General features: G+C 64.7%; 19 protein-coding genes and 1 tRNA gene. 8 read left to right on the top strand and 12 right to left on the bottom strand.

What is annotated here, in order from left to right:
* Nucleotides 1-16: 16 nt before the first annotated feature.
* From BLP83_RS04280 to BLP83_RS04315, 8 genes are all read right to left on the bottom strand, one after another.
* Entirely contained in the window at nucleotides 17-223 is a 207-nt protein-coding gene (locus tag BLP83_RS04280; protein WP_091239214.1) for a hypothetical protein, read from the bottom strand.
* Between the two features lie 63 nt (nucleotides 224-286).
* Nucleotides 287-1,228, bottom strand: coding sequence for a WYL domain-containing protein (locus BLP83_RS04285; protein WP_425388957.1), 942 nt, complete (start codon nucleotides 1,226-1,228; stop codon nucleotides 287-289).
* Nucleotides 1,229-1,398: 170 nt separating this feature from the next.
* Entirely contained in the window at nucleotides 1,399-2,790 is a 1,392-nt protein-coding gene (locus BLP83_RS04290) for a DUF3987 domain-containing protein (protein ID WP_218121183.1), read from the bottom strand.
* The gene (locus BLP83_RS04295; protein WP_091239218.1) at nucleotides 2,787-3,671 is read right to left on the bottom strand and encodes a plasmid partitioning protein RepB C-terminal domain-containing protein; all 885 of its coding nucleotides are present in this window, start codon (nucleotides 3,669-3,671) and stop codon (nucleotides 2,787-2,789) included. The genes BLP83_RS04290 and BLP83_RS04295 overlap by 4 nt, the downstream gene beginning before the upstream one ends.
* On the bottom strand, nucleotides 3,668-4,588 hold the full coding sequence (locus BLP83_RS04300; RefSeq protein ID WP_091239221.1) for a ParB/RepB/Spo0J family partition protein: 921 nt from the start codon (nucleotides 4,586-4,588) through the stop codon (nucleotides 3,668-3,670). Before BLP83_RS04300 ends, BLP83_RS04295 begins: the two co-directional genes overlap by 4 nt.
* Nucleotides 4,585-6,249: a recombinase family protein gene (locus BLP83_RS04305; protein WP_218121184.1), complete on the bottom strand. Its 1,665-nt coding sequence runs from the start codon at nucleotides 6,247-6,249 to the stop codon at nucleotides 4,585-4,587. Before BLP83_RS04305 ends, BLP83_RS04300 begins: the two co-directional genes overlap by 4 nt.
* A 55-nt stretch (nucleotides 6,250-6,304) precedes the next feature.
* Entirely contained in the window at nucleotides 6,305-6,778 is a 474-nt protein-coding gene (locus BLP83_RS04310) for a hypothetical protein (RefSeq protein WP_218121185.1), read from the bottom strand.
* 86 nt (nucleotides 6,779-6,864) lie between these two features.
* On the bottom strand, nucleotides 6,865-7,476 hold the full coding sequence (locus tag BLP83_RS04315; RefSeq protein ID WP_091239228.1) for a type IV toxin-antitoxin system AbiEi family antitoxin domain-containing protein: 612 nt from the start codon (nucleotides 7,474-7,476) through the stop codon (nucleotides 6,865-6,867).
* A 288-nt stretch (nucleotides 7,477-7,764) separates the two neighbouring features.
* Between BLP83_RS04315 and BLP83_RS04320 the strand changes: the two genes are divergently transcribed.
* From BLP83_RS04320 to BLP83_RS04330, 3 genes are all read left to right on the top strand, one after another.
* Nucleotides 7,765-8,097 (top strand): YegP family protein, encoded by a 333-nt coding sequence (locus BLP83_RS04320; protein WP_091239229.1) that lies wholly within the window; start codon nucleotides 7,765-7,767, stop codon nucleotides 8,095-8,097.
* 112 nt (nucleotides 8,098-8,209) lie between these two features.
* Nucleotides 8,210-8,938 carry a restriction endonuclease gene (locus BLP83_RS04325; RefSeq protein WP_245679947.1) on the top strand — a complete coding sequence of 243 codons (729 nt, stop codon included), beginning with the start codon at nucleotides 8,210-8,212 and terminating at the stop codon, nucleotides 8,936-8,938.
* Between the two features lie 229 nt (nucleotides 8,939-9,167).
* A complete protein-coding gene (locus BLP83_RS04330) occupies nucleotides 9,168-10,001 on the top strand; it encodes a DUF3800 domain-containing protein (protein ID WP_143006535.1) in 834 nt (277 codons plus the stop codon).
* A gap of 305 nt (nucleotides 10,002-10,306) precedes the next feature.
* Here the strand turns inward: BLP83_RS04330 and BLP83_RS04335 are convergent, their stop codons facing one another.
* Both BLP83_RS04335 and BLP83_RS04340 read right to left on the bottom strand, forming a co-directional pair.
* Nucleotides 10,307-10,855, bottom strand: coding sequence for a hypothetical protein (locus BLP83_RS04335; protein ID WP_091239236.1), 549 nt, complete (start codon nucleotides 10,853-10,855; stop codon nucleotides 10,307-10,309).
* A gap of 256 nt (nucleotides 10,856-11,111) precedes the next feature.
* Nucleotides 11,112-11,188 (bottom strand) — tRNA-Arg (locus tag BLP83_RS04340).
* 137 nt (nucleotides 11,189-11,325) lie between these two features.
* Between BLP83_RS04340 and amaB the strand changes: the two genes are divergently transcribed.
* The 4 genes from amaB (at nucleotide 11,326) to BLP83_RS04360 (ending at nucleotide 16,063) form a co-directional block, all read left to right on the top strand.
* Nucleotides 11,326-12,861 carry an L-piperidine-6-carboxylate dehydrogenase gene (gene amaB / locus BLP83_RS04345; RefSeq protein WP_091239239.1) on the top strand — a complete coding sequence of 512 codons (1,536 nt, stop codon included), beginning with the start codon at nucleotides 11,326-11,328 and terminating at the stop codon, nucleotides 12,859-12,861.
* 183 nt (nucleotides 12,862-13,044) lie between these two features.
* Nucleotides 13,045-14,091: a quinone-dependent dihydroorotate dehydrogenase gene (locus BLP83_RS04350; protein ID WP_091239241.1), complete on the top strand. Its 1,047-nt coding sequence runs from the start codon at nucleotides 13,045-13,047 to the stop codon at nucleotides 14,089-14,091.
* The gene (murB, locus tag BLP83_RS04355) at nucleotides 14,088-15,146 is read left to right on the top strand and encodes a UDP-N-acetylmuramate dehydrogenase (RefSeq protein ID WP_091239244.1); all 1,059 of its coding nucleotides are present in this window, start codon (nucleotides 14,088-14,090) and stop codon (nucleotides 15,144-15,146) included. The genes BLP83_RS04350 and murB overlap by 4 nt, the downstream gene beginning before the upstream one ends.
* A complete protein-coding gene (locus BLP83_RS04360) occupies nucleotides 15,143-16,063 on the top strand; it encodes a DMT family transporter (protein ID WP_281187096.1) in 921 nt (306 codons plus the stop codon). The genes murB and BLP83_RS04360 overlap by 4 nt, the downstream gene beginning before the upstream one ends.
* Before the next feature lie 13 nt (nucleotides 16,064-16,076).
* Here BLP83_RS04360 and BLP83_RS04365 read toward each other — a convergent pair whose 3' ends face one another.
* Nucleotides 16,077-16,922 (bottom strand): FHA domain-containing protein, encoded by an 846-nt coding sequence (locus BLP83_RS04365; protein WP_091239247.1) that lies wholly within the window; start codon nucleotides 16,920-16,922, stop codon nucleotides 16,077-16,079.
* A 193-nt stretch (nucleotides 16,923-17,115) separates the two neighbouring features.
* Here BLP83_RS04365 and BLP83_RS04370 point away from each other — a divergent pair, with 193 nt between their 5' ends.
* The gene (locus BLP83_RS04370; protein WP_091239249.1) at nucleotides 17,116-17,400 is read left to right on the top strand and encodes a polyhydroxyalkanoic acid system family protein; all 285 of its coding nucleotides are present in this window, start codon (nucleotides 17,116-17,118) and stop codon (nucleotides 17,398-17,400) included.
* 17 nt (nucleotides 17,401-17,417) lie between these two features.
* Here the strand turns inward: BLP83_RS04370 and BLP83_RS04375 are convergent, their stop codons facing one another.
* Nucleotides 17,418-18,005, bottom strand: a complete 588-nt coding sequence (locus BLP83_RS04375) for a hypothetical protein (RefSeq protein WP_091239251.1) — start codon at nucleotides 18,003-18,005, stop codon at nucleotides 17,418-17,420.
* Between the last annotated feature and the right edge of the window lie 133 nt (nucleotides 18,006-18,138).

The following is an 18,138-nucleotide window of genomic DNA, read 5'->3' on the forward strand; positions in this document are numbered from 1 at the left end:
GTTCCAACCCGATGGATCAGGGCTTGCGCCGGTTGTAAGGCGACTGATTGGTGGGCTTGAGAGAGACGCTGGTCTCGCTTGCCTTGGCGCGTACCGAGTCTTCCGTTCGACCCATCTTCAGGCCGATGACACGGGTGGGCGTGTTTTCCTTGGCGAGCTGCGCGAGCTGTTTAACGTCAGCAGGCGTCCACTGCTTGCCGTGGTTGGAAGGAGACTTAGCCATGGTCGAACTCCTCGAAGGTGCGATGCTCAGGGGAAAAACAGGGATAGGTGATCGGCATCTTGGTCACCACTCCCTACTCGATTCGCCATACCCCGGCGCGAGCACCAGGTTGGTCACGCCATACAGCGCTTGGCGATTGCGCAGCCACAGGCGGTACTCGCCCCCTTTGAGGCTGTGGTTTTCGGTGCAGTCGACATTCCAGCGCCGCAACAAGTAGCCCGCCAACGCGGCGCGGGCGCGAACCTTGAGAACGCCACGATCCATGCCGTACTCGGCCTCGATGGTGTCGGGGTGCTGGACGTTGGCAGGATGCGGAACGAGCTCCAGCTCCGTGATCCGATTCCACTGAATGTCTTGACTGGGCGACTCGTCGTCACCGACCGAGCCGGCGACAATGCGAGCGTCATCAAGGCGCCCCAGAACGAAATCGCGGAACTCACGGCTGCGGCGGTCATAGGCACGGACGTGCCAACGCAAGCCGCTATCCGCCAGTGCGAAGGGAACGATTTCTCGCCTTGTGAGCCCGCTGGACAGTGCGCGGTAGGAGACTTCAACAGCGGAGCCCTGATGGATGGCGCGCGTCAACACCGACAGGATTTCCAGATCGACCTTACCCGGCAGGCTAGTCCCCTCGTGCGCGACGATGCCTTTCCAGCGGATCGGCTCACCATCACCGTAGCCCTGCGACACCCAGGTCAAGACGCGCTCTGCCGGAAAGTCGAACAGCGGGCGGAACCAGGAGCTGCGGACGTAGACCTTGCCTTTGGTGTCGTACTCCATGTTGCCCGGCACCAGTTCCTTGTACTGAGCGATGTCGCGAGTCGCTGCCGCGGCCTGGATGCCAAAACGCGTCACCAAGTCCTGCCGGCGGATTTCCCCAACGAACCGCAGACGTAGCTCGACAAACGCCAGCCGGTCGCGTTGCGCCTGGGTCATTTCAGAGAGCCGGTCTGTTGACATGTTCGTGCGCTGGCTTCCGTAGCTTTTGCGGAAGCGTACGAGCATCCTAACCGAACGTCAACAACTACTATTTTGATCTTTCATGCGCCGCATTTTGATTATAACAAGATCAGGGATGAGCAAGTGAGGGAAGTGGCGAAATCAGCGAAATTAGCGCAGGGCTGGCCACTTGCGGCCTTCCGGGGCCGGCGAAACCAGCGAAAAAATCCCCGGCCCTACGCCGCAGCTAGCCGGTACACCCTCGAAGGCGCGCCGGGCGCCCCGTCGGCACGCTCGCTCCACTGCACTGTGATCCTTGGTGGCGTGGCCGCCAACAGGTGCTCCAAACACGCGTCGATCCGCGACTTTGACACCTTGCCACGAAAGCACTCGGTGTTGATTTGGCTGCGCGTGGCCTGGCCACGCTCGCGAAGGTAGACCAACACGCGGTTCGACAGATCCAGCAGTTGCGCCAGCTTCGCTTCTTCGGCGGCGCTGACGAAGACGAAACGCACGGATGCCGTGGCGTGCCGAATCCACGCCATCGCGGCATCGATGTGTATCGCGTCGATTCGCGTTTTCAGATCGGTGAGCGCCATGAGCATCGCGAGCCGGAGCAACATCGGCGCGCGGCGCTCCAACAGCGCGCCGACCACGCCATCGCCCAAGTCGTCGTTCAGTTCACCGCGGTAGAACTTGGCGTAGCGCCATTGGGCCTGCGGCGACAGCTCCACCCGCAGATGGTCGCGTTCGTTGTGCCGGTCGGCGCGAGTGAAGGCCAGTACCTCACGCGTCCTGCGCGCCAACTGCTCGACATCTGCCTGCGGCGTTTCCTTCGGGAACGGCAGCATCCGCGTGCGCTCGGCCCAGATCATCAGGAAGCGATTGGCGAAACCATTGGTGAGATCGCGCGAGCTCATCAGGCCGGTGAGTTCCCCAGGCGAGATCGCGCCACTCACGCAGACGTGCGGATCGCTGGCATAGAGCCGGTTCGACTTGGTGGCAGGCTTGAGATCGACGCCATCCCAACAGTCGCGTAGCGCTGCCGACAGCGTGTTGCCGTCGCGCCGCCCCTGATGCAGCACGTTGGCAAACTCGGACTCGACGACCCAAAGCCGCTTGTCCTCGATGGCAAGTACGTCCTGCCGGCCCTGCCGGTAGCCGTCATGCATCAAAGCCACGAGTCCTTCGCGGCTGGACAGGCCGCCACGATGGACCTGCGGAGCCAAGGGTCCGTCCATCGCGCGCAGCGCCCGATCAATGCGCAGCACCAGCGACACGGCGTCGCCTTTGCGACCACGGCCCGAGCGCCCAACGTGCAGGCAGAACAGGCGTGCATGGTGTCGGGTGTTGCCGATGGGGAGGTACACGCCGCGCCCGATGGCGCAGGACAGGTAGGTCATGAAGTTCGCCGCGATGGCGTACGCGTTGGTCTCGGTGCCCTCACTGCCCGCGCGGGCGACCTCGCCGATCAAGCCGTAGAGACAGGCGGAGTCGGCCTGCGGTGCATTGCGGTGCGCGAGCGCCGCCATCTCGTCGTCAGCCACACCGCCAAAGTGCTGCGCGTCGGACGCTGCGCTCGCTGCGTCCAGGTCGGGCAGACCCGCAGTGGTGACGCCGCCATTCACTTGTCCAGCGACGTGGCTTGGACGATGCGCCCGAATTCGGTGAGCATGTCCGAGTGCTTCTGGGTGAGAAAACGAAACACCGCCTCATTGCCCAGCAGCTTGCCGAGATATCCCCGGGCCAGCACCAGGTTGAGCATGTCCTGGCTGTAGGACTGCTCGATCAGTTTGAACTGCTCGTGCAGGTTCCCCATCTCGCGCTCCATCTTCATCATCTGGCCCGCGGTGACGCCCTCCATCTTCTTGGGTTTGGTTTCGCCGACCAGCAGGTTCGCAGGCGTGGCGACCAGCAGCGCTCGGGCGAAGGCCACGGTCAGGTTGTTGGAGGACAGCATCAGCTCCACGCACTCGACCTGCCGTGTCGGCTTCATCTTGCGCAGCACTGCACTGAGGTGGAACGAGAACTGCTGATCCTTCAGCAGCTCGGCGGTTTCGGGCGCGATGCCTTCGAGCAGGTTCAGTTTCCGGAAGATGCTGGTGACGTCGACGTCCAGCGCCTCGGCGAGTTTGGCGGGGGTGACCACGCCTTGCTTGACGGCGCGCTGGATCATCACGTGCTCCTGGATCGTCGAGAGCCGGTTGATCCGGTTGTTGTAGGTGTAGCTCTCGTCGTCGGTGGCGATCAGGCATGGCGCGTCGGTGTAGCCCAGTTCTGTCAGCGCCGCCATCCGTGTATGGCCATCGAGCAGCAGGTGTTTGCCGGTCTTCTTGTCCTTGGGACTGACCGACAGCGGCTCGATCAGGCCGACTGCCTTGATCGAGGCTGCGATCTGCTTGAACTTGCGGGTCTCGGTCAGGCCCACCGGCTGCTTGTGCGAGAGCAGGATCGCGTCAAGCGGTAGTGTTTGCGGTTGGAACAGGAAACCCAGCGGCACGGTGCTCATGCGCTGCCCCCGCGCGGCCAGACCCGATCCGCCAGGTACTGCGGCAAGGTGTCCAGCCCCTCGGCACGCAGCAGGTTGGTGAAGTTCTCGTCGGCGAGCAGCTCGTGTAGCGCACCAACGACGAACAGCAGGCAACGCTGCGCGAACTCGGCCTTCTTGACCATCTGCTTCTGTCGCTCAACCTCGCGCTGGTAGCTACGCACGAGGCTCGACGGCGTGACATCCGTTGATGGCGCGTTCTTGCGCGATGACGCGCCGCGCGCGAGCGACCGGCCCAGCGTGCGACGGCGCTCGATCACGCGCCGCGCCTGGATCAACTGGCTGCCCCGCAGCTTGCCGGATTCGTAGGCATCTTGCAGAGCCGACTGGATCGCCTTGTCGTCGTTGCCCGCGCCTGCGATGGTGATCGCCGAATTCAGTGGGATGCGTCCCGATTCGACCGCCATCAGCAGGCGCTCCTCACCGTTGTTCAGCAGGTACAGCACGCCTTGGACGTATTCGGTGCTGAGGCCGGTCTTGTCGGCAATGGCCTTCTTGTCGTAGCCCTTGTCGCGCAACTGGCCGATGCCGACCAGCAGTTCCACTGGATGAAACTTGCGCCGAGCAATGTTCTCGGTGAGGCTCATGATGTACGCCTCTTCCGTGCCTACCTCCACCACGAGCGCCGGGATGCTGTCCTGCTTGAGCGTCTTGTACGCCTTCAACCAGCCTTCGCCGCAGATGAGCAAGTAGTGCTCGCCGCCATTCGTGCCCGGACGCGGCGTGACTGTGATGGGCTTCTTCAGACCGATGTCGCGGATGTTGCCGACGATCTCGTGGAACACGCGGTGATTGCGCTCGCGCGTGTTGAGCACCTCGATGCTACCGATGGGAATCATCCGCAGTTCGGCGCCGCGGTGTTGCTTGTTCTGACTCATGCGGCCCTCCGAATGCGGTAGCGCCGGGTCATGCCATAGAGGTACTCGAGGCCATCGAAGCGATAGCTGTCGAACTCGATGGCGTTGCGGTCGGCGAGGTGAATGCGTTGCTGGCCGAAGTCCAGGCGCGGCAGCAGGTAGTAGTCGAGCGGGGCTTGATTGGTCTCGTCGAGTCGGACGGCGACCGTGATGTCCGGCGCAAGGCTTGTGTCGAAGCGCACTTTCCAGCGGCGGCGACCGTCGTCGAGCAATTGGCAGCGCGACAACACCAGCGATACGGTGAACTCGCGGTTGATCGTGAGGAGGTCGGTCGCGGGATCGCGTTCGACCGCACCGCCGACCTCGCCGATCCTCCGCTCGGTCTGACCGACGATTTCCGGGTGCAGACGGCGCAGGAACTGATTGACCTCCAGATACTGGTAGTCCCGGTCCGGCGTGAAGCCTACCGTTTGGTAGGCGCGGATCAGGCTGCCGAAGCGATGCGCGTATGCGGCTGACGACGGCATGCCTTCGGCTTCGTCGATGATCAGGCCGGAGAGGTAGCCGTGCTGCTGGAACAAGCGGCGCAGCTTCTCGATCAGTTCCTCGTCGCTGAAGCGATGCGCACGTTCGCGCAGGATGCCCTGTGCGGTGAAGAACATTTCGGGCGGTACGATGCCCTCGAACGCGCCTTCCTTCTTGATCCACATCTCCGGTCGGTTCACGACCCGGTGCTTCTTGAGCTTGAACGAGCGGCGGTTATAGACGTTGTTTCCGATGTACTTCTCGTTGGACAGCACCTCGCGCACCGTGGCCCGCGTCCAGTCACGGCCGAGGTCGGTGAGGATGCCCCTGGCGTTGAGCCGGTCGGCGATCTCGGTTTCGAGCAGGTTGCCCTCGACGAACCAGCGGTAGATCTGGTTGACGTTGGCGACTTCGAGGTCCGGACCCGGCATCAGGATCACTCGATCGGTTTGCAGGCTTTTGTGCTCACCGCGCGACAGTTCGCCTTTCACCGATCCGGATTGGTCGATCAGCACGCGGCGCAGGCCGTAGCCCGCAGGCCCGCCTTGCCGGAAACCCAACTCGATCAGGCGGCATTGTCCGGCGAACACCTTGGCCGACAGCTCTCGGCTGTATTCGCCCGCCATCGCGCGCTTGACGCCTTTGACAATGGTAGACACGGGCGAGCCATCGTTTTCGAACTGCTCGGCGCAGTAGGCGACTTGGATTCCGGCGCGGCGGCAGATGTATTCGTAGTACGCGCTCTCGTCGGCATCCTGAAACCTGCCCCAGCGGCTCACGTCGTAGACGAGGATGATCTGGAAATCGACCTTGCCCGCCTGCACGTCGGCGATCAATTGCTGGAGTGCCTGTCTGCCGTCGATGCGCAGCCCGCTCTTGCCCTCGTCGGCGTAGGTGCGGACGATCTCGAGGTTGCGTCGGGCGGCGTACTCGCGGATTTTGTCGCCCTGGTTCTCCGTCGAGTACTGCTGGTGCTCGGTGGACATCCGCACGTACTGGGCCGCGCGGAACACCGTTTGTCTGGGCTCGTCCTCAGTAGGCGCGCTGGCATGCATGGGCTCGGTCACTTTGCTGGTGGCGAACTCTCCAGCCGCTGCCTTCCATGGATTCTGGCCCGCCTGACAGCTGCGTAGGCCCGCAAAATCCTTGTAGAGCAATGGGTTCAAGACGCCGGATACGCACGACGCTAGCGATGGCTCTGCAGGCTGTCGATCACGTCATCTCTTGACGCGTCCATCTTTCGCGGTCAGCCGCCGCCACCGGTGTGATCTCGACGATCCACGAACCGTCGTTGTTGCCGGGGAGATCGGGACGCATGCTGATCCAGTAGAGATCCCGCGGCAGGACGGACACGTCCATCTTTACACGACTGGCCGCGATCCTCGGCGACGCATGACGTGGCGCGTCGCTCCCCGCGGAATTGTCGCGATCTCTCGCGGCGGACGCTTGCTGCGCCTGTCGCCAGTCTCGCCAGTAGCCGCCGTTTCTGGCCGACCACGCTCGTTGCGCGGCACGCTGATTGGCTTGATAGTCGGAATCGGTGCGCAGCTTGTCTTTCTGCCACTGGCGCTTGCGCGCCCGCTGGCACTCGGGCGAGGAACAGTAGGCTTGGTCGGGAACTTGCGGGCGGGGTTCGAAGGTCTTGCTACAACCGGCACAGTGTCGGGGCATCGTCGGGGTCTCCATGCATGTCCACTGGAAACCGCGACCGATCAGCGCGACCGGAGGATCACGCGCGCGAACTGGCGCTTCATGGGAGCGAAGCCACGCAATTACTCGTGGGCGACCATCTCCATATAGGGGCGCATCACGTTGGCGACCCGGCAAAACCCTGCGTACCGCCACAGGTCATCCGCCGAGGCCTTTCGCGCCCTCCAGGCATCCTTCAGCGCCTCCATCGCCACATCCAGCCCGATCTTGTTGCGGTGCTTGAAGCAGTCCACGACCGTCTTGGCCGCGCCGTAGACCCGCAGATTCACGCCGTCGCGCCGATGTTCCTCGATGCCCGCGGCGTGGACGTCGCCTGTCATCTGCACCATCCGAATCGGCGGCCAGTCGATTCGGGGCGGGTGGCTGCCGCGCGGCATAGCGATCCAGACCTGGCGCGGCAGTTGCGTCGTGAGCCCGTGGAATTGCAATGCGGTGAGCATGCAGAACACGGCCTGCGGCACCTTGGCCGCCACCACCACGAGGCTTTCGTGCTCCGACGTCGGATGATTCGGCAGGCGGTAGAGGCCACGCCCGACCTTGTCCAGCAGGCCAGCGACGGTCATGCGCGTCAGGACGGCCCGGGGCACCTCGATGACATCCAGATCACTGGCGCGCAGGAGCCCCTTCCGGCTGGCCAGATCAAGGACACGTTGGGCTTGTGTGTCGGCGGGCATGGCTCGAAGCATGTTCCGTTATTTCATCCAATACAATGTATCGACGATAAATAGAAACTTTCGGCACACGGCCAAGTTGCGGCGGACGCATACCACTCCGACGCCCATTTCCGTCCATTCATGGTGCGACGGTGGCCTGCTCGATTCCGCGCTTGAGAATCGAACCACCCGAACAGCGACTACTTTGGCGACCACGCGAGTGGGGCGTGGACCGTGTTGACGCCGCCTGACGTCGTGTCAGGGTATGCATCGCGGTAGAGTTGCAGGTTCCAGCGAAGGAGCAAACGCATGGCCGGCAAGTTCGTGGTGAAGACCGCCAGCAACGGCGAGACGTATTTCCGCCTGCAGGCGGGCAACGGCGAGACCATCCTCAAGAGCGAGATGTACTCGTCGAAGGCGGCCGCGCTCAACGGCATCGAGTCGGTTCGCAAGAACGCGCCCGACGACGCGCGTTACGAGCGCAAGACCGCGGCCGGTGGCCAGTTCATGTTCAACCTGAAAGCCGCCAACCACCAGGTCATCGGCACCAGCGAGACGTACAAATCCGAAGCATCGCGCGAGGGCGGCATCGCGTCGGTCAAAGCCAACGCGCCGGATGCCAAGGTCGACGACCAGACGTGACGATCCGCAGATCGATCAGTACGAGGGTCTGCGGGTAAGCATGGCGCGTCGGAACCCATTCCTACTCGATGTCCTGGCGCGCGCACCGTGGCCGGTCGGCTTGATCGCCGGCGTGGCGGTGCTGATCGCAGCGGAGGTCCTGGCGACCGTCCTCGGCAATCTGCAGAATCCCTATCTCGCGGCCATCGGGAAGCAGCTTGCCGGCGGCGCTCTCAACCCGCTGTTCTGGCTGCTCGCCGCCTTGTGCTGGCTGGCGGCCTTGTTCTCGTTTTTCGGCCAGAAGCAACGACAGAAGCTACTGGAAGCCCAGTCTGGCCTCGATTCGCTTCGGGCCATGAGCTGGCGCGATCTGGAGAGGCTGGTCTCCGAGGCCTATCGACGAATGGGCTACCAGGTCGACGAAACCGGCCAGGGAGGCGCTGACGGCGGGATTGATCTGGTGCTGCGACGCAACGGCCAAATGACCCTGGTGCAGTGCAAGCACTGGCGCACGCAACGTGTGGGGGCACCCGTCGTGCGCGAGCAGTTCGGACTACTGACGCACCATCGGGCCGCCGCCGTCATCATCGTGACCACCGGTGATTTCACGCCCGAAGCCAAGTCCTTCGCCGAGGGCAAGGCCATCGAGTTGATCGCTGGCCCGGAGTTGCTGGCGCTGGTTCAGAGCGTGCAGCGCCAATCTCCACCCAGCGTCGCCACGTCCACGACGCAACTGGCGGCGTCGGAACAATCTTGCCCGACCTGCGCGGCACCCATGGTCAGACGCACGGCACGGCAGACCAAGGCGGACTTCCTCGGGTGCTCCAGGTTTCCTGCATGCCGCGGAACGCGGCCGATCTGACGTGCAGGCAGCCGGGTGCGCGGTGCGACATCTCGCAGTTGAACTCAAGCCTTCGCGTATGGTCTGAGTTGACGTCAGCCTGCCGCGCGTTCAGCACCAAGTCATTGACTTTGCACGCAACTCCCCGCATCATGTCGTCAGATGCTTGCATCTAACCGTCGAACTGGGGAAACCTGGGCGACAAATCCTAAGGCCGCTCACGCGGCCTTAGTTGTTTCTGGGGAACCTGATGCATCTTTGCTACGTCGACGAAGCAGGTTGTCCTGGAGCGCTCCCCTCGGCGACATCCGACGTTCAGCCGGTCCTTGTGATCGCGGCCTTGTTCGTTCCCCAGTCGCAGCTGGCCTTGCTGACGCGAGATTTCTTGCAGCTCAAACGGCACTTCAACCCAGGACTTGCACCGGCTTCGTCGCCATGGCTGGACTTGGCGAAATGTGAGATCAAAGGTGCTGACCTCAGGCGTGACCTGCGTTGTGCTGGCCGCAACCGCCGACGCGCAGTAAACGGATTCCTCGACCGAGTCCTCGGATTGCTGGAGCGGGCGAACGCCAAGCTCGTCGCTCGCATCTACATCAAAGGCCCAGGGAGTCCATTCAATGGCCGCGCCGTCTACACATCCTCGGTGCAGGCGTTGTGTGCTTCGTTCCAGCACTTCTTGGCCGTCCAAGACTCACGAGGTTTCATGGTTGCCGATTCGCGCACGCCCGCACTCAACTCGGTTGTGTCGCACTCGGTGTTCACGCAGAAGTTCAAGGCAACGGGCGATGCCTACGACCGCATCTTGGAGATGCCAACCTTCGGCCATAGCGAGAACCACGTTGCGCTTCAGATTACCGATTTCCTTTGCTCTTCCGTGCTCAGCCCGATGGCAACCAGCACGTACCGCCCAGGCTACATAAATAGCGTCCATGTCCACGCCCGTGACGAAGACATCCGCAAACTCTACGCGCCAAGGATCAAGGCACTGAGCTACCGGTACAACGACGGCCTACGTCCGAAAGGCGGTCTGACAGTCAACGATGCGATCCAACAGCGACACGGCGGCTTGATGTTTCGCCCGTAGGTCGTGCAGTCGTAGTGCGGGTTCGAATGCCGAGTTGAGGATCGAACCCACGACCATCGAAAGCCACGCATGTACGCGGTCGTGGTGGGAAGACGCAGTGTCGCCTCGGATTTCCCCTGTTCTGCAACGACCGCCGCGGGTTTCCCCGCTGCTGGATAAGACGGGTTCGTGCCCGAGGTACACTCCGCCACCAAGATTTCATCGGAAAACCGGCCCTCGCGGCCGGTTTTTTGTTGCCCTCGGTTCGACTGCTTGCGTGGACGGCGGTCGATGTCAGGTCGCGTCAGCGGTGCCTTGGGGATCGATCAGTCACAGGTGACCCGCATGGCAGCAAGATCACGCTCAAGGCTGTTGCGGTCGCCACCCCCGCAACCGTCGTCACCGTAGACCGAGCCCTTGATCGTCACATCGATCGCATAGGGTTTGGGCACCTGGAATCCCTGCGACATGAGATAGCTGCACACGGTGCGGGTGATGGTCTTTCCCAGGTCAGCGATCTGATAGGCGCTGATTCCTCCCGAGCCACAGGCCGCCGGTCGCTCCCCAGGTGTGGCCGCGTGCGCGGCCATGCATGCCATCAGCGCCTCGCTGGCCCGCCGTCGGCATCGATTGGGCACCGTGGCCCCGCAGCCTCGGGTGGCGGAAAAGCCGAACGAGCCATCCCGGTTGGCCACTCCGCCGATGACCTCGGTGACGGGAACGCGTGTGCCGCCGTCAGCCGATTCGATCACGCTGAGATGCAGGCGATACCCCGCTGAACAACTGCGCTCGATGTTCTGGGCAAGCGCGAGGCACGGAAACGCGGTCGAACCGAAGCCGATCGCAAGCAAGGCAAAAGCGCGCGCAGCAGCCATGGCATGACTCCAGAAAGTGTGGCCACAAGCTTGCACCTAGCCCGCGAGGTTGCCTTGACGCGTGTCAAGTGCGAACTGGACCGCGAAGTCTGACCGACCGCGCTGGACCGCGAAGTCTGACCGACCGCGGACGACCGAGGTTCAGGCACCACGAGATTCGCCGATGGGGGGGCGCTGAAGAGAGCCCGCCGCGATGCCGGCACGGAGATGCCGGCACGGAAAGGAATGCGCCCCTCTGCGGCGGCTCGGCGAGCACTGGCGCCCCCGGCGCGATTCGAACGCACGACCTTCCCCTTAGGAGGGGGACGCTCTATCCAGCTGAGCTACGGGGGCTGAAGTCGCGGATTCTGCCATGGTCGGCAGCATCGCGGAGCGAACAGGGTTGCCGGCAGGGCTGTAGTAAACTGCAACATCAGCCGCGCCCGCTCGGGTCGCCGGCGCCCTCTTCGTTTCCTTCGCAGGTATTCCGCATGAGCTCCCAGCTGCTGCAGGCCCTCGGCCTGTCCGCCGTCAATTCCGGCACCTATCTTGGCAACGGCGAATGGTCGACCACCAACGATGCCGGCGTGCTGCAGTCGATCAATCCGACCACCAACGCGCTGATCGCCGAAGTGCACGCCAGCAGCGAAAGCGACTACGAGACGGTGATCGCCCGCGCGCAGGCCGCCTTCAAGACCTGGCGGACCACCCCTGCCCCGCGTCGTGGCGAGGCCGTGCGCCTGTGCGGCGAGGCGCTGCGACGCCACAAGGACGCGCTCGGCTCGCTGGTCGCGCTGGAGATGGGCAAGAGCAAGCCAGAGGGTGACGGCGAAGTCCAGGAGATGATCGACATCGCCGACTTCGCGGTGGGCCAGAGCCGCATGCTCTACGGCTACACCATGCACTCGGAGCGCCCCGGCCATCGCATGTACGAGCAGTATCACCCGCTCGGCCTGGTCGGAATCATCAGTGCCTTCAATTTTCCCGTGGCGGTCTGGGCGTGGAACTCCTTCCTCGCGGCGATCTGCGGCGACATCTGCATCTGGAAGCCGTCCAACAAGACACCGTTGACCGCGATCGCCTCGATGAAGATCTGCAACGAAGCCCTGCGCGAAGCCGGCTTCCCGGACATCTTCTTCCTGATCAACGACGCCGGCATCGAGCTGGCCCAGCGCTTCGTCGACGACCGTCGCATCCCGCTGATCAGCTTCACGGGCTCCACCGAAGTGGGCCGCACGGTGGGTGAGCGCGTAGCGCGCCGCATGGGCCGCAGCCTGCTGGAGCTGGGCGGCAACAACGCCATCATCCTGGATGAGACCGCCGACCTGAAGCTGGCCATCCCCGGCATCGTGTTCGGTGCGGTGGGTACCGCCGGCCAGCGCTGCACCACGACCCGCCGCCTGCTGGTGCACGAATCGATCTATGACACCGTTCTGGCCACCCTGGTCAAGGCCTACAAGCAGGTCGAGGGCAAGATCGGCGATCCCACCGACCCGGCCAACCTGATGGGGCCGCTCAACAGCCGTGGCGCCGTGCAGCAGTTCCTGGCCGCGATCGAGAAGGCCAAGGCCAGCGGCGGCAAGGTCGAGACCGGCGGTGCCGCCATCGACCGCCCCGGCAACTTCGTGCTGCCGACCATCATCACCGGGCTGAAGAACAGCGACGAGGTGGTGCAGCACGAAACCTTCGCGCCGATCCTGTACGTCATGAAGTTCAAGACGCTGGACGAGGCCATCGAGATGCAGAACGGGGTGCCGCAGGGCCTGTCGTCCTCGATCTTCACCCAGAACCTGAAGGCGGCCGAGCAGTTCCTCTCGGCAGCGGGTTCTGACTGCGGGATCGCCAACGTCAACATCGGCACCTCGGGCGCCGAGATCGGCGGCGCCTTCGGCGGTGAGAAGGAGACCGGTGGCGGTCGCGAGTCGGGTTCGGATGCGTGGAAGGTCTACATGCGTCGCCAGACGAACACGATCAACTACTCGAACGCCCTACCTCTGGCACAGGGCATCCGCTTCGACATCGATTGAGCTAGCTGGCCGGGGCGGGGCCTTCGAGGTCCCGCCCCGATGGCGGGTCGGGCGCTCGACGGGGAGCGGGCGCTATCGAGGGGTTCCGGCCCCGTTTCCCGGTTGTGGGTTTGTGTTCCTTCGGGTGGGACGCCCTGGCTGCGTCAGTCTCCCTTTGCCGGCTCCAAGTTCGGAAACCTCTCCATGTACACCTTCGCCCGCCCGCTGCTGATGATGATGGACGCCGAACGCGCCCATGACCTCGCGCTTTCCGGGCTCTCCTCGCTCTATCGACTGGGCCTGAACCCCCTGGTCGCGCAGCGTTCCAAGCCGCTGCCGGTGAAACTCTGGGACCTCGAGTTTCCGAATCCGGTCGGGCTCGCGGCTGGCCTCGACAAGAACGGCAGCCACATCGACGCGCTGGGGGCTCTGGGTTTCGGCTACATCGAGATCGGCACCACCACGCCGCGCCCGCAGGAAGGCAACCCGAAGCCGCGCATGTTCCGCCTGCGCTCGCACGCCGCGGTCATCAACCGGATGGGCTTCAACAACGAGGGTGTCAACACGCTCTTGGCCAACGTCGAACGCAGCCGCTACCGCGGCGTGCTTGGCATCAACATCGGCAAGAACAAGGACACGCCCAACGAGCGTGCCTTCGAAGACTACCTCTACTGCCTGGAGCGCGTGTTCCCGGTGGCGAGCTACGTCACCGTCAACATTTCCTCGCCCAACACCGCGGGCCTGCGCGACCTGCAGAGCGCGGACGAGCTGCACCGCCTGTTGAGCCAGCTGCGTGAGGCGCAGGAGCGCCTTGCCGCCAAGCATCGCCGACGCACCCCGATTCTCATCAAGGTCGCTCCCGACCTGAGCGACGAGCAGATCGAACGCATGGGCCTGATCCTGGCGGCTGCCCGGGTTGATGGTGTGATCGCCACCAACACCACGGTGGATCGCCTGCCGGTCGAGGCGCACCCGCTGGCCAAGGAAGCCGGCGGCCTGTCAGGGCGGCCACTGTATGGCCGCTCGACCTGGGTTCTGCGTCATTTGCGATCCCACCTTCCGGCCTCGATCCCGCTGATCGGAGTGGGTGGCATCCACACCGGTGCGGATGCGGTCGGCAAGATCACCGCCGGCGCCACCCTCGTCCAGCTCTACACGGGCTTCGTCTACCGAGGGCCGATCCTCATCCGACAGTGCGTGGAGGCGATCCGGCGCCGCCGCGAGCAGCCTGTGCGCGGCCTGTCTCGATGAGCGCAGCGGTGGCCTGGCGCAGCGATGTCGAACTCGCCGACCTCAACACCTTCCATGTGCGCGCACGCGCCCGGCGCTTCTGCCGGGTGGAGAACGTCGATGCCCTGATAGAGGCCGCGGCGGACTGCCAGGCTCGGCACGTCGTGCCCTTCGTCCTCGGAGGGGGCAGCAACCTGCTGATCCTGGGCGATCTCGATGTGCCGGTGATCCAGCCGGCCCTGCTGGGTCTCTCGATCACGCCGCTGGACGGAGATCGCGTCGAACTGCAGGCGGCGGCCGGCGAGCCATGGGATGCCGTGGTCAGCTTCGCCTGCCGCGATGGCCTGTGGGGCGTCGAGAACCTCGCGCTGATTCCAGGCAGCGCGGGCGCGGCGCCGGTGCAGAACATCGGCGCTTACGGCGTGGAGCTGGGGGATCGTCTGGCCTGGGTCGAGGCGCTGGACCTGGGCGACATGAGCTTGCGGCGCTTGCCCAGGGAGGAACTCGCGCTCGGCTATCGCGACAGCCGGTTCAAGGCCGAGCGCGGTCGCTGGATCATCACCCGCATCGCCCTGCACCTGCTGCGCAGCGCGCAGCCGAAGCTTGGCTACGCCGGCCTGCGCGAAGCCTTCGGCGATGGCGAACCGACGACCCCCGGGCAGGTGGCGGACGCGGTGCGCGCGATCCGTCGGCGCAAGCTGCCCGACCCGGCTCAAGTCGGCAATGCAGGCAGCTTCTTCAAGAACCCGGAGCTGCCGGACGCGAGCGCGGCCGTCCTCGCTGCCGAGCATCCAGGCCTTCCCGTCTATCCGGGCACCCGACCGGGCTTCAGCAAGCTGTCCGCGGGCTGGCTGATCGAGCGCGCGGGCTGCAAGGGGCTGCGGCATGGCGATGCCGGCGTCTCGGACCAGCATGCCCTCGTGCTGGTCAACCACGGGGCAGCCTGCGGGCGCGAACTCTTCGAGCTCGCCGAGGACGTGCGCGAGCGCGTGCGGCAGCGATTCGGAGTCCGGCTTGAGCCGGAGCCGGTCATCCTGGGTGGGATGGGCGCGGCCGTCGAGAGTCCAAGCCCGTGAGCGCTGGCGCGCTCGCTTCGGCCCAGGTGTGGCGGGCAGTGCTGCTGATGCTGGCCAGCGCCTGCCTGTTCGGCTGCATGGCAGTGGTCATCCGGCTTGCTTCGGCGCAGCTGCATCCCTTCGAGATCGCGTTCTTCCGCAACCTGTTCGGCTTGGTGTTCGCCCTGCCCCTGCTGCTGCGCCATGGCCCCGGCCTGCTCAAGACCTCGAAACTCCCGCTGTATTTCTTTCGTTCGACGATCGGCATCATCTCGATGCTTTGCGGCTTCTGGGCCATCGTGAACCTGCCGCTGGCGCAGGCGGTTTCGCTGTCCTACTCGACACCCCTGTTTGTGACCATCGGCGCCGTGCTGGTCCTTGGCGAGGTGGTGCGCGCACGGCGCTGGACTGCGGTGGCCCTGGGTTTCGTCGGCGTCATCCTCATCTTGCGGCCGGGCGCGGAGTTCAGTCCGGGCGTACTGGTCGCCCTGTTGGCGGCGGCGCTGAGTGCGGCGGTGGCGATCAGCATCAAGTTCCTCTCGCGCACCGAGAAGCCCGACGCGATCGTGCTCTACACCACCCTGCTGTGGGTGCCGCTGTCGCTTGTCCCCGCGCTGTGGGTCTGGGAGAACCCGCAGGGCATCACCTGGCTGTGGATTGTGCTTGCCGGTTTCTTCGGCACCGCCGGGCACATGTTCTGGGCGCGCGCTCTGCAGCTCGGCGACGCGTCCATGCTCACGCCCATCAGTTTCCTACAGGTGCCGATTGTGGCCACGGCAGGCTATCTGCTGTTCGAGGAGCATCTCGACGCTTGGATCGTGGTCGGCGCCGGCATCATCTTCCTGGCAAACGCCTACATCGCCCACCGCGAGGCGCAATTGGCGCGGCGCGCGGTTACCGATCCCGAAATCGCCAACGAACCGCCCGCTGCCCGCTGAGGGCAGGGCGGCTTCAGTGCGGGGCGTACAGGAACAGGGCGATCAAGGCCCCGGCAATGGCTGCGGCGGCTGCAATCAGCCAGAGGAAGTTGAATCCGCGCGCTGCCTCCCTGGCCGCGACGGCCGAGCTGGCAGGCGCTGCCGATACGGCAGCCTGCGCTACTTCAGTCGAGCGCATGGGCCTAACGGGCGTGTGCGGGTCTTCCCGTCGCCCCGGGCGCAGACCTGGCGCTTCCAGCACGAAACGTGCAGTCCCCACCCGCAATTGGTCGCCGGGAAGCATCCAGCCCGCCACGAGCGGATGCCCGTTGAGTTCGAAAGGCGCCGGCTGGAGGTTCGATTCCGACTGCACCAGACAGCGGTCACCGTACCAATGCAGGCGCACCTGGATGGGCGCGAGGCCGTCGTCGTCAAGGCAAAGATCCGCCCGCTCGCTGCGGCCGATGCTCAGGCTGGGCGCGAAACCGAAGCTACGCCCGAAGTAGGGTCCGCAGACGCCGCGGAGTACCACGCGAGGTCCTCCCGGACGCGCTCCGTCGCCCATCTGTCCCGCGGGCGGCAGCGGAGCGTTGGCGATCGACCCGAGAATCTGCACACGCACGCGATTGAGCGTCAGAACGTCACCTGCCCGCAACAGCGCCAGACTGCGAACCGGTCGCGCATTGAGATAAGCCAACGCGCCCGGAGCGAGCCGCAGCGCGCAAAGCCTTCGCTCAGGCTGAAGCTCGATGCGCGCGTGTCCTGGCAGCAAGCCCGCCGAAGGCAGGCAGACCGTATCCCCGGCCTCCGAACCAATGCTGAGGCTGCCGCGTGTCAGTTCGAGGTCGGCATGCTCGCCGTTGGGGAAAGTGAAGCGCATGCGGCATCCTAACGCGTGCCTCGCCCGCCATCTAGCGACGCACGGCAGGGGCGGGGGCGGGCTGCGCGGCTGGCACTTGCGAGGGCGGCGCGCTTACTCTGCACACTCTCAGCGCACGCCGGCCCACGTCCTCGCCCGTCTCTGCCGATCGAGCCCTCGCCCTTCCTGTTCCTGATCGACGAACCCCGCCAACATGCCGAGCATCCAGATCTCCCGCCGCCACACGCGAACCCTGAAGGACGCGCGGGTGGCCATCGAGCACGTCGCCGAAAAGCTGGCGGAGAAGTTCGCTGTCGAATACGCCTGGGAGGGCAACACCCTCCACTTCGAGCGCATGGGGGTGAACGGCAACATCGCGCTCGGTCGCGGCAAGGTCGACATCGTCGTCCAGCTTGGTTTCCTGTTGTCGGCCCTGCGCGGGCCCATCGAGACCGAGATCCACCGCTACATCGATCGTGAACTCGGCCCCGAGGAGTAGGCGCCCGAGCGCCGTCATCAGCGCGGCGGGCGGATGTCGATCGGGGTCTCGAAGTCGTAGACGATGCGGACGCTGTCCTTACGGCGCTTGCCACTGGTCGAGGTCAGCTGGCGCGGCAGGCCACTGTCTTTGCACACCGCCATTTCGGTGGTGCTGTCGCTGGACACGCCCATGAACTTGCCCCGGGTGGTGTAGCGGTAGCTGACCGCATCGCAGCCTTCGACCATGCCTTCGCCGATTCGCTCGACCTCGGCCAGGCCGCGCTTGCCCTCTTCGATGGCCTCGGCGCTGTAGGCCTCGACCATGCGCGACATGTTCATCGGCATCTGCATCCAGTTGCCGTTCACGCGCATCCAGGTGCCTTGCGGCAGCAGGATCATCTCGCTATCGGGCGAGCGCATGTGGAAGCTCGACGGCAGCTGCACGTCCATTTCCTGCGTGGTGGTGCGGCCACGGCTTTCGACCTCCATGCGCATGCGGTAGCTGCCGTGGTCGAGGGTCTTCTGCCATGCGGCCACGACTTCGTCGCGAGCGTCGGCGAGGGCGGCGTCGGCGCCGAGACTGGCGAAAGCGATACAGCACAGCAGGGACAGCGGTCGGTTCATGGGGAACTCCGTGGGGACTGGGGGAATCACCGGGCGCATCGTCAGAAAAGCGCAGGTGTACGCAAACGTACGGAGAAAGTCGACGGAAACCGACATCCTTGCAGCGCAAGTTTGCGCTGCAGCGCAGGGTGTA

The organism is Aquimonas voraii, assembly GCF_900101825.1.
GTDB lineage: Bacteria > Pseudomonadota > Gammaproteobacteria > Xanthomonadales > Xanthomonadaceae > Aquimonas > Aquimonas voraii.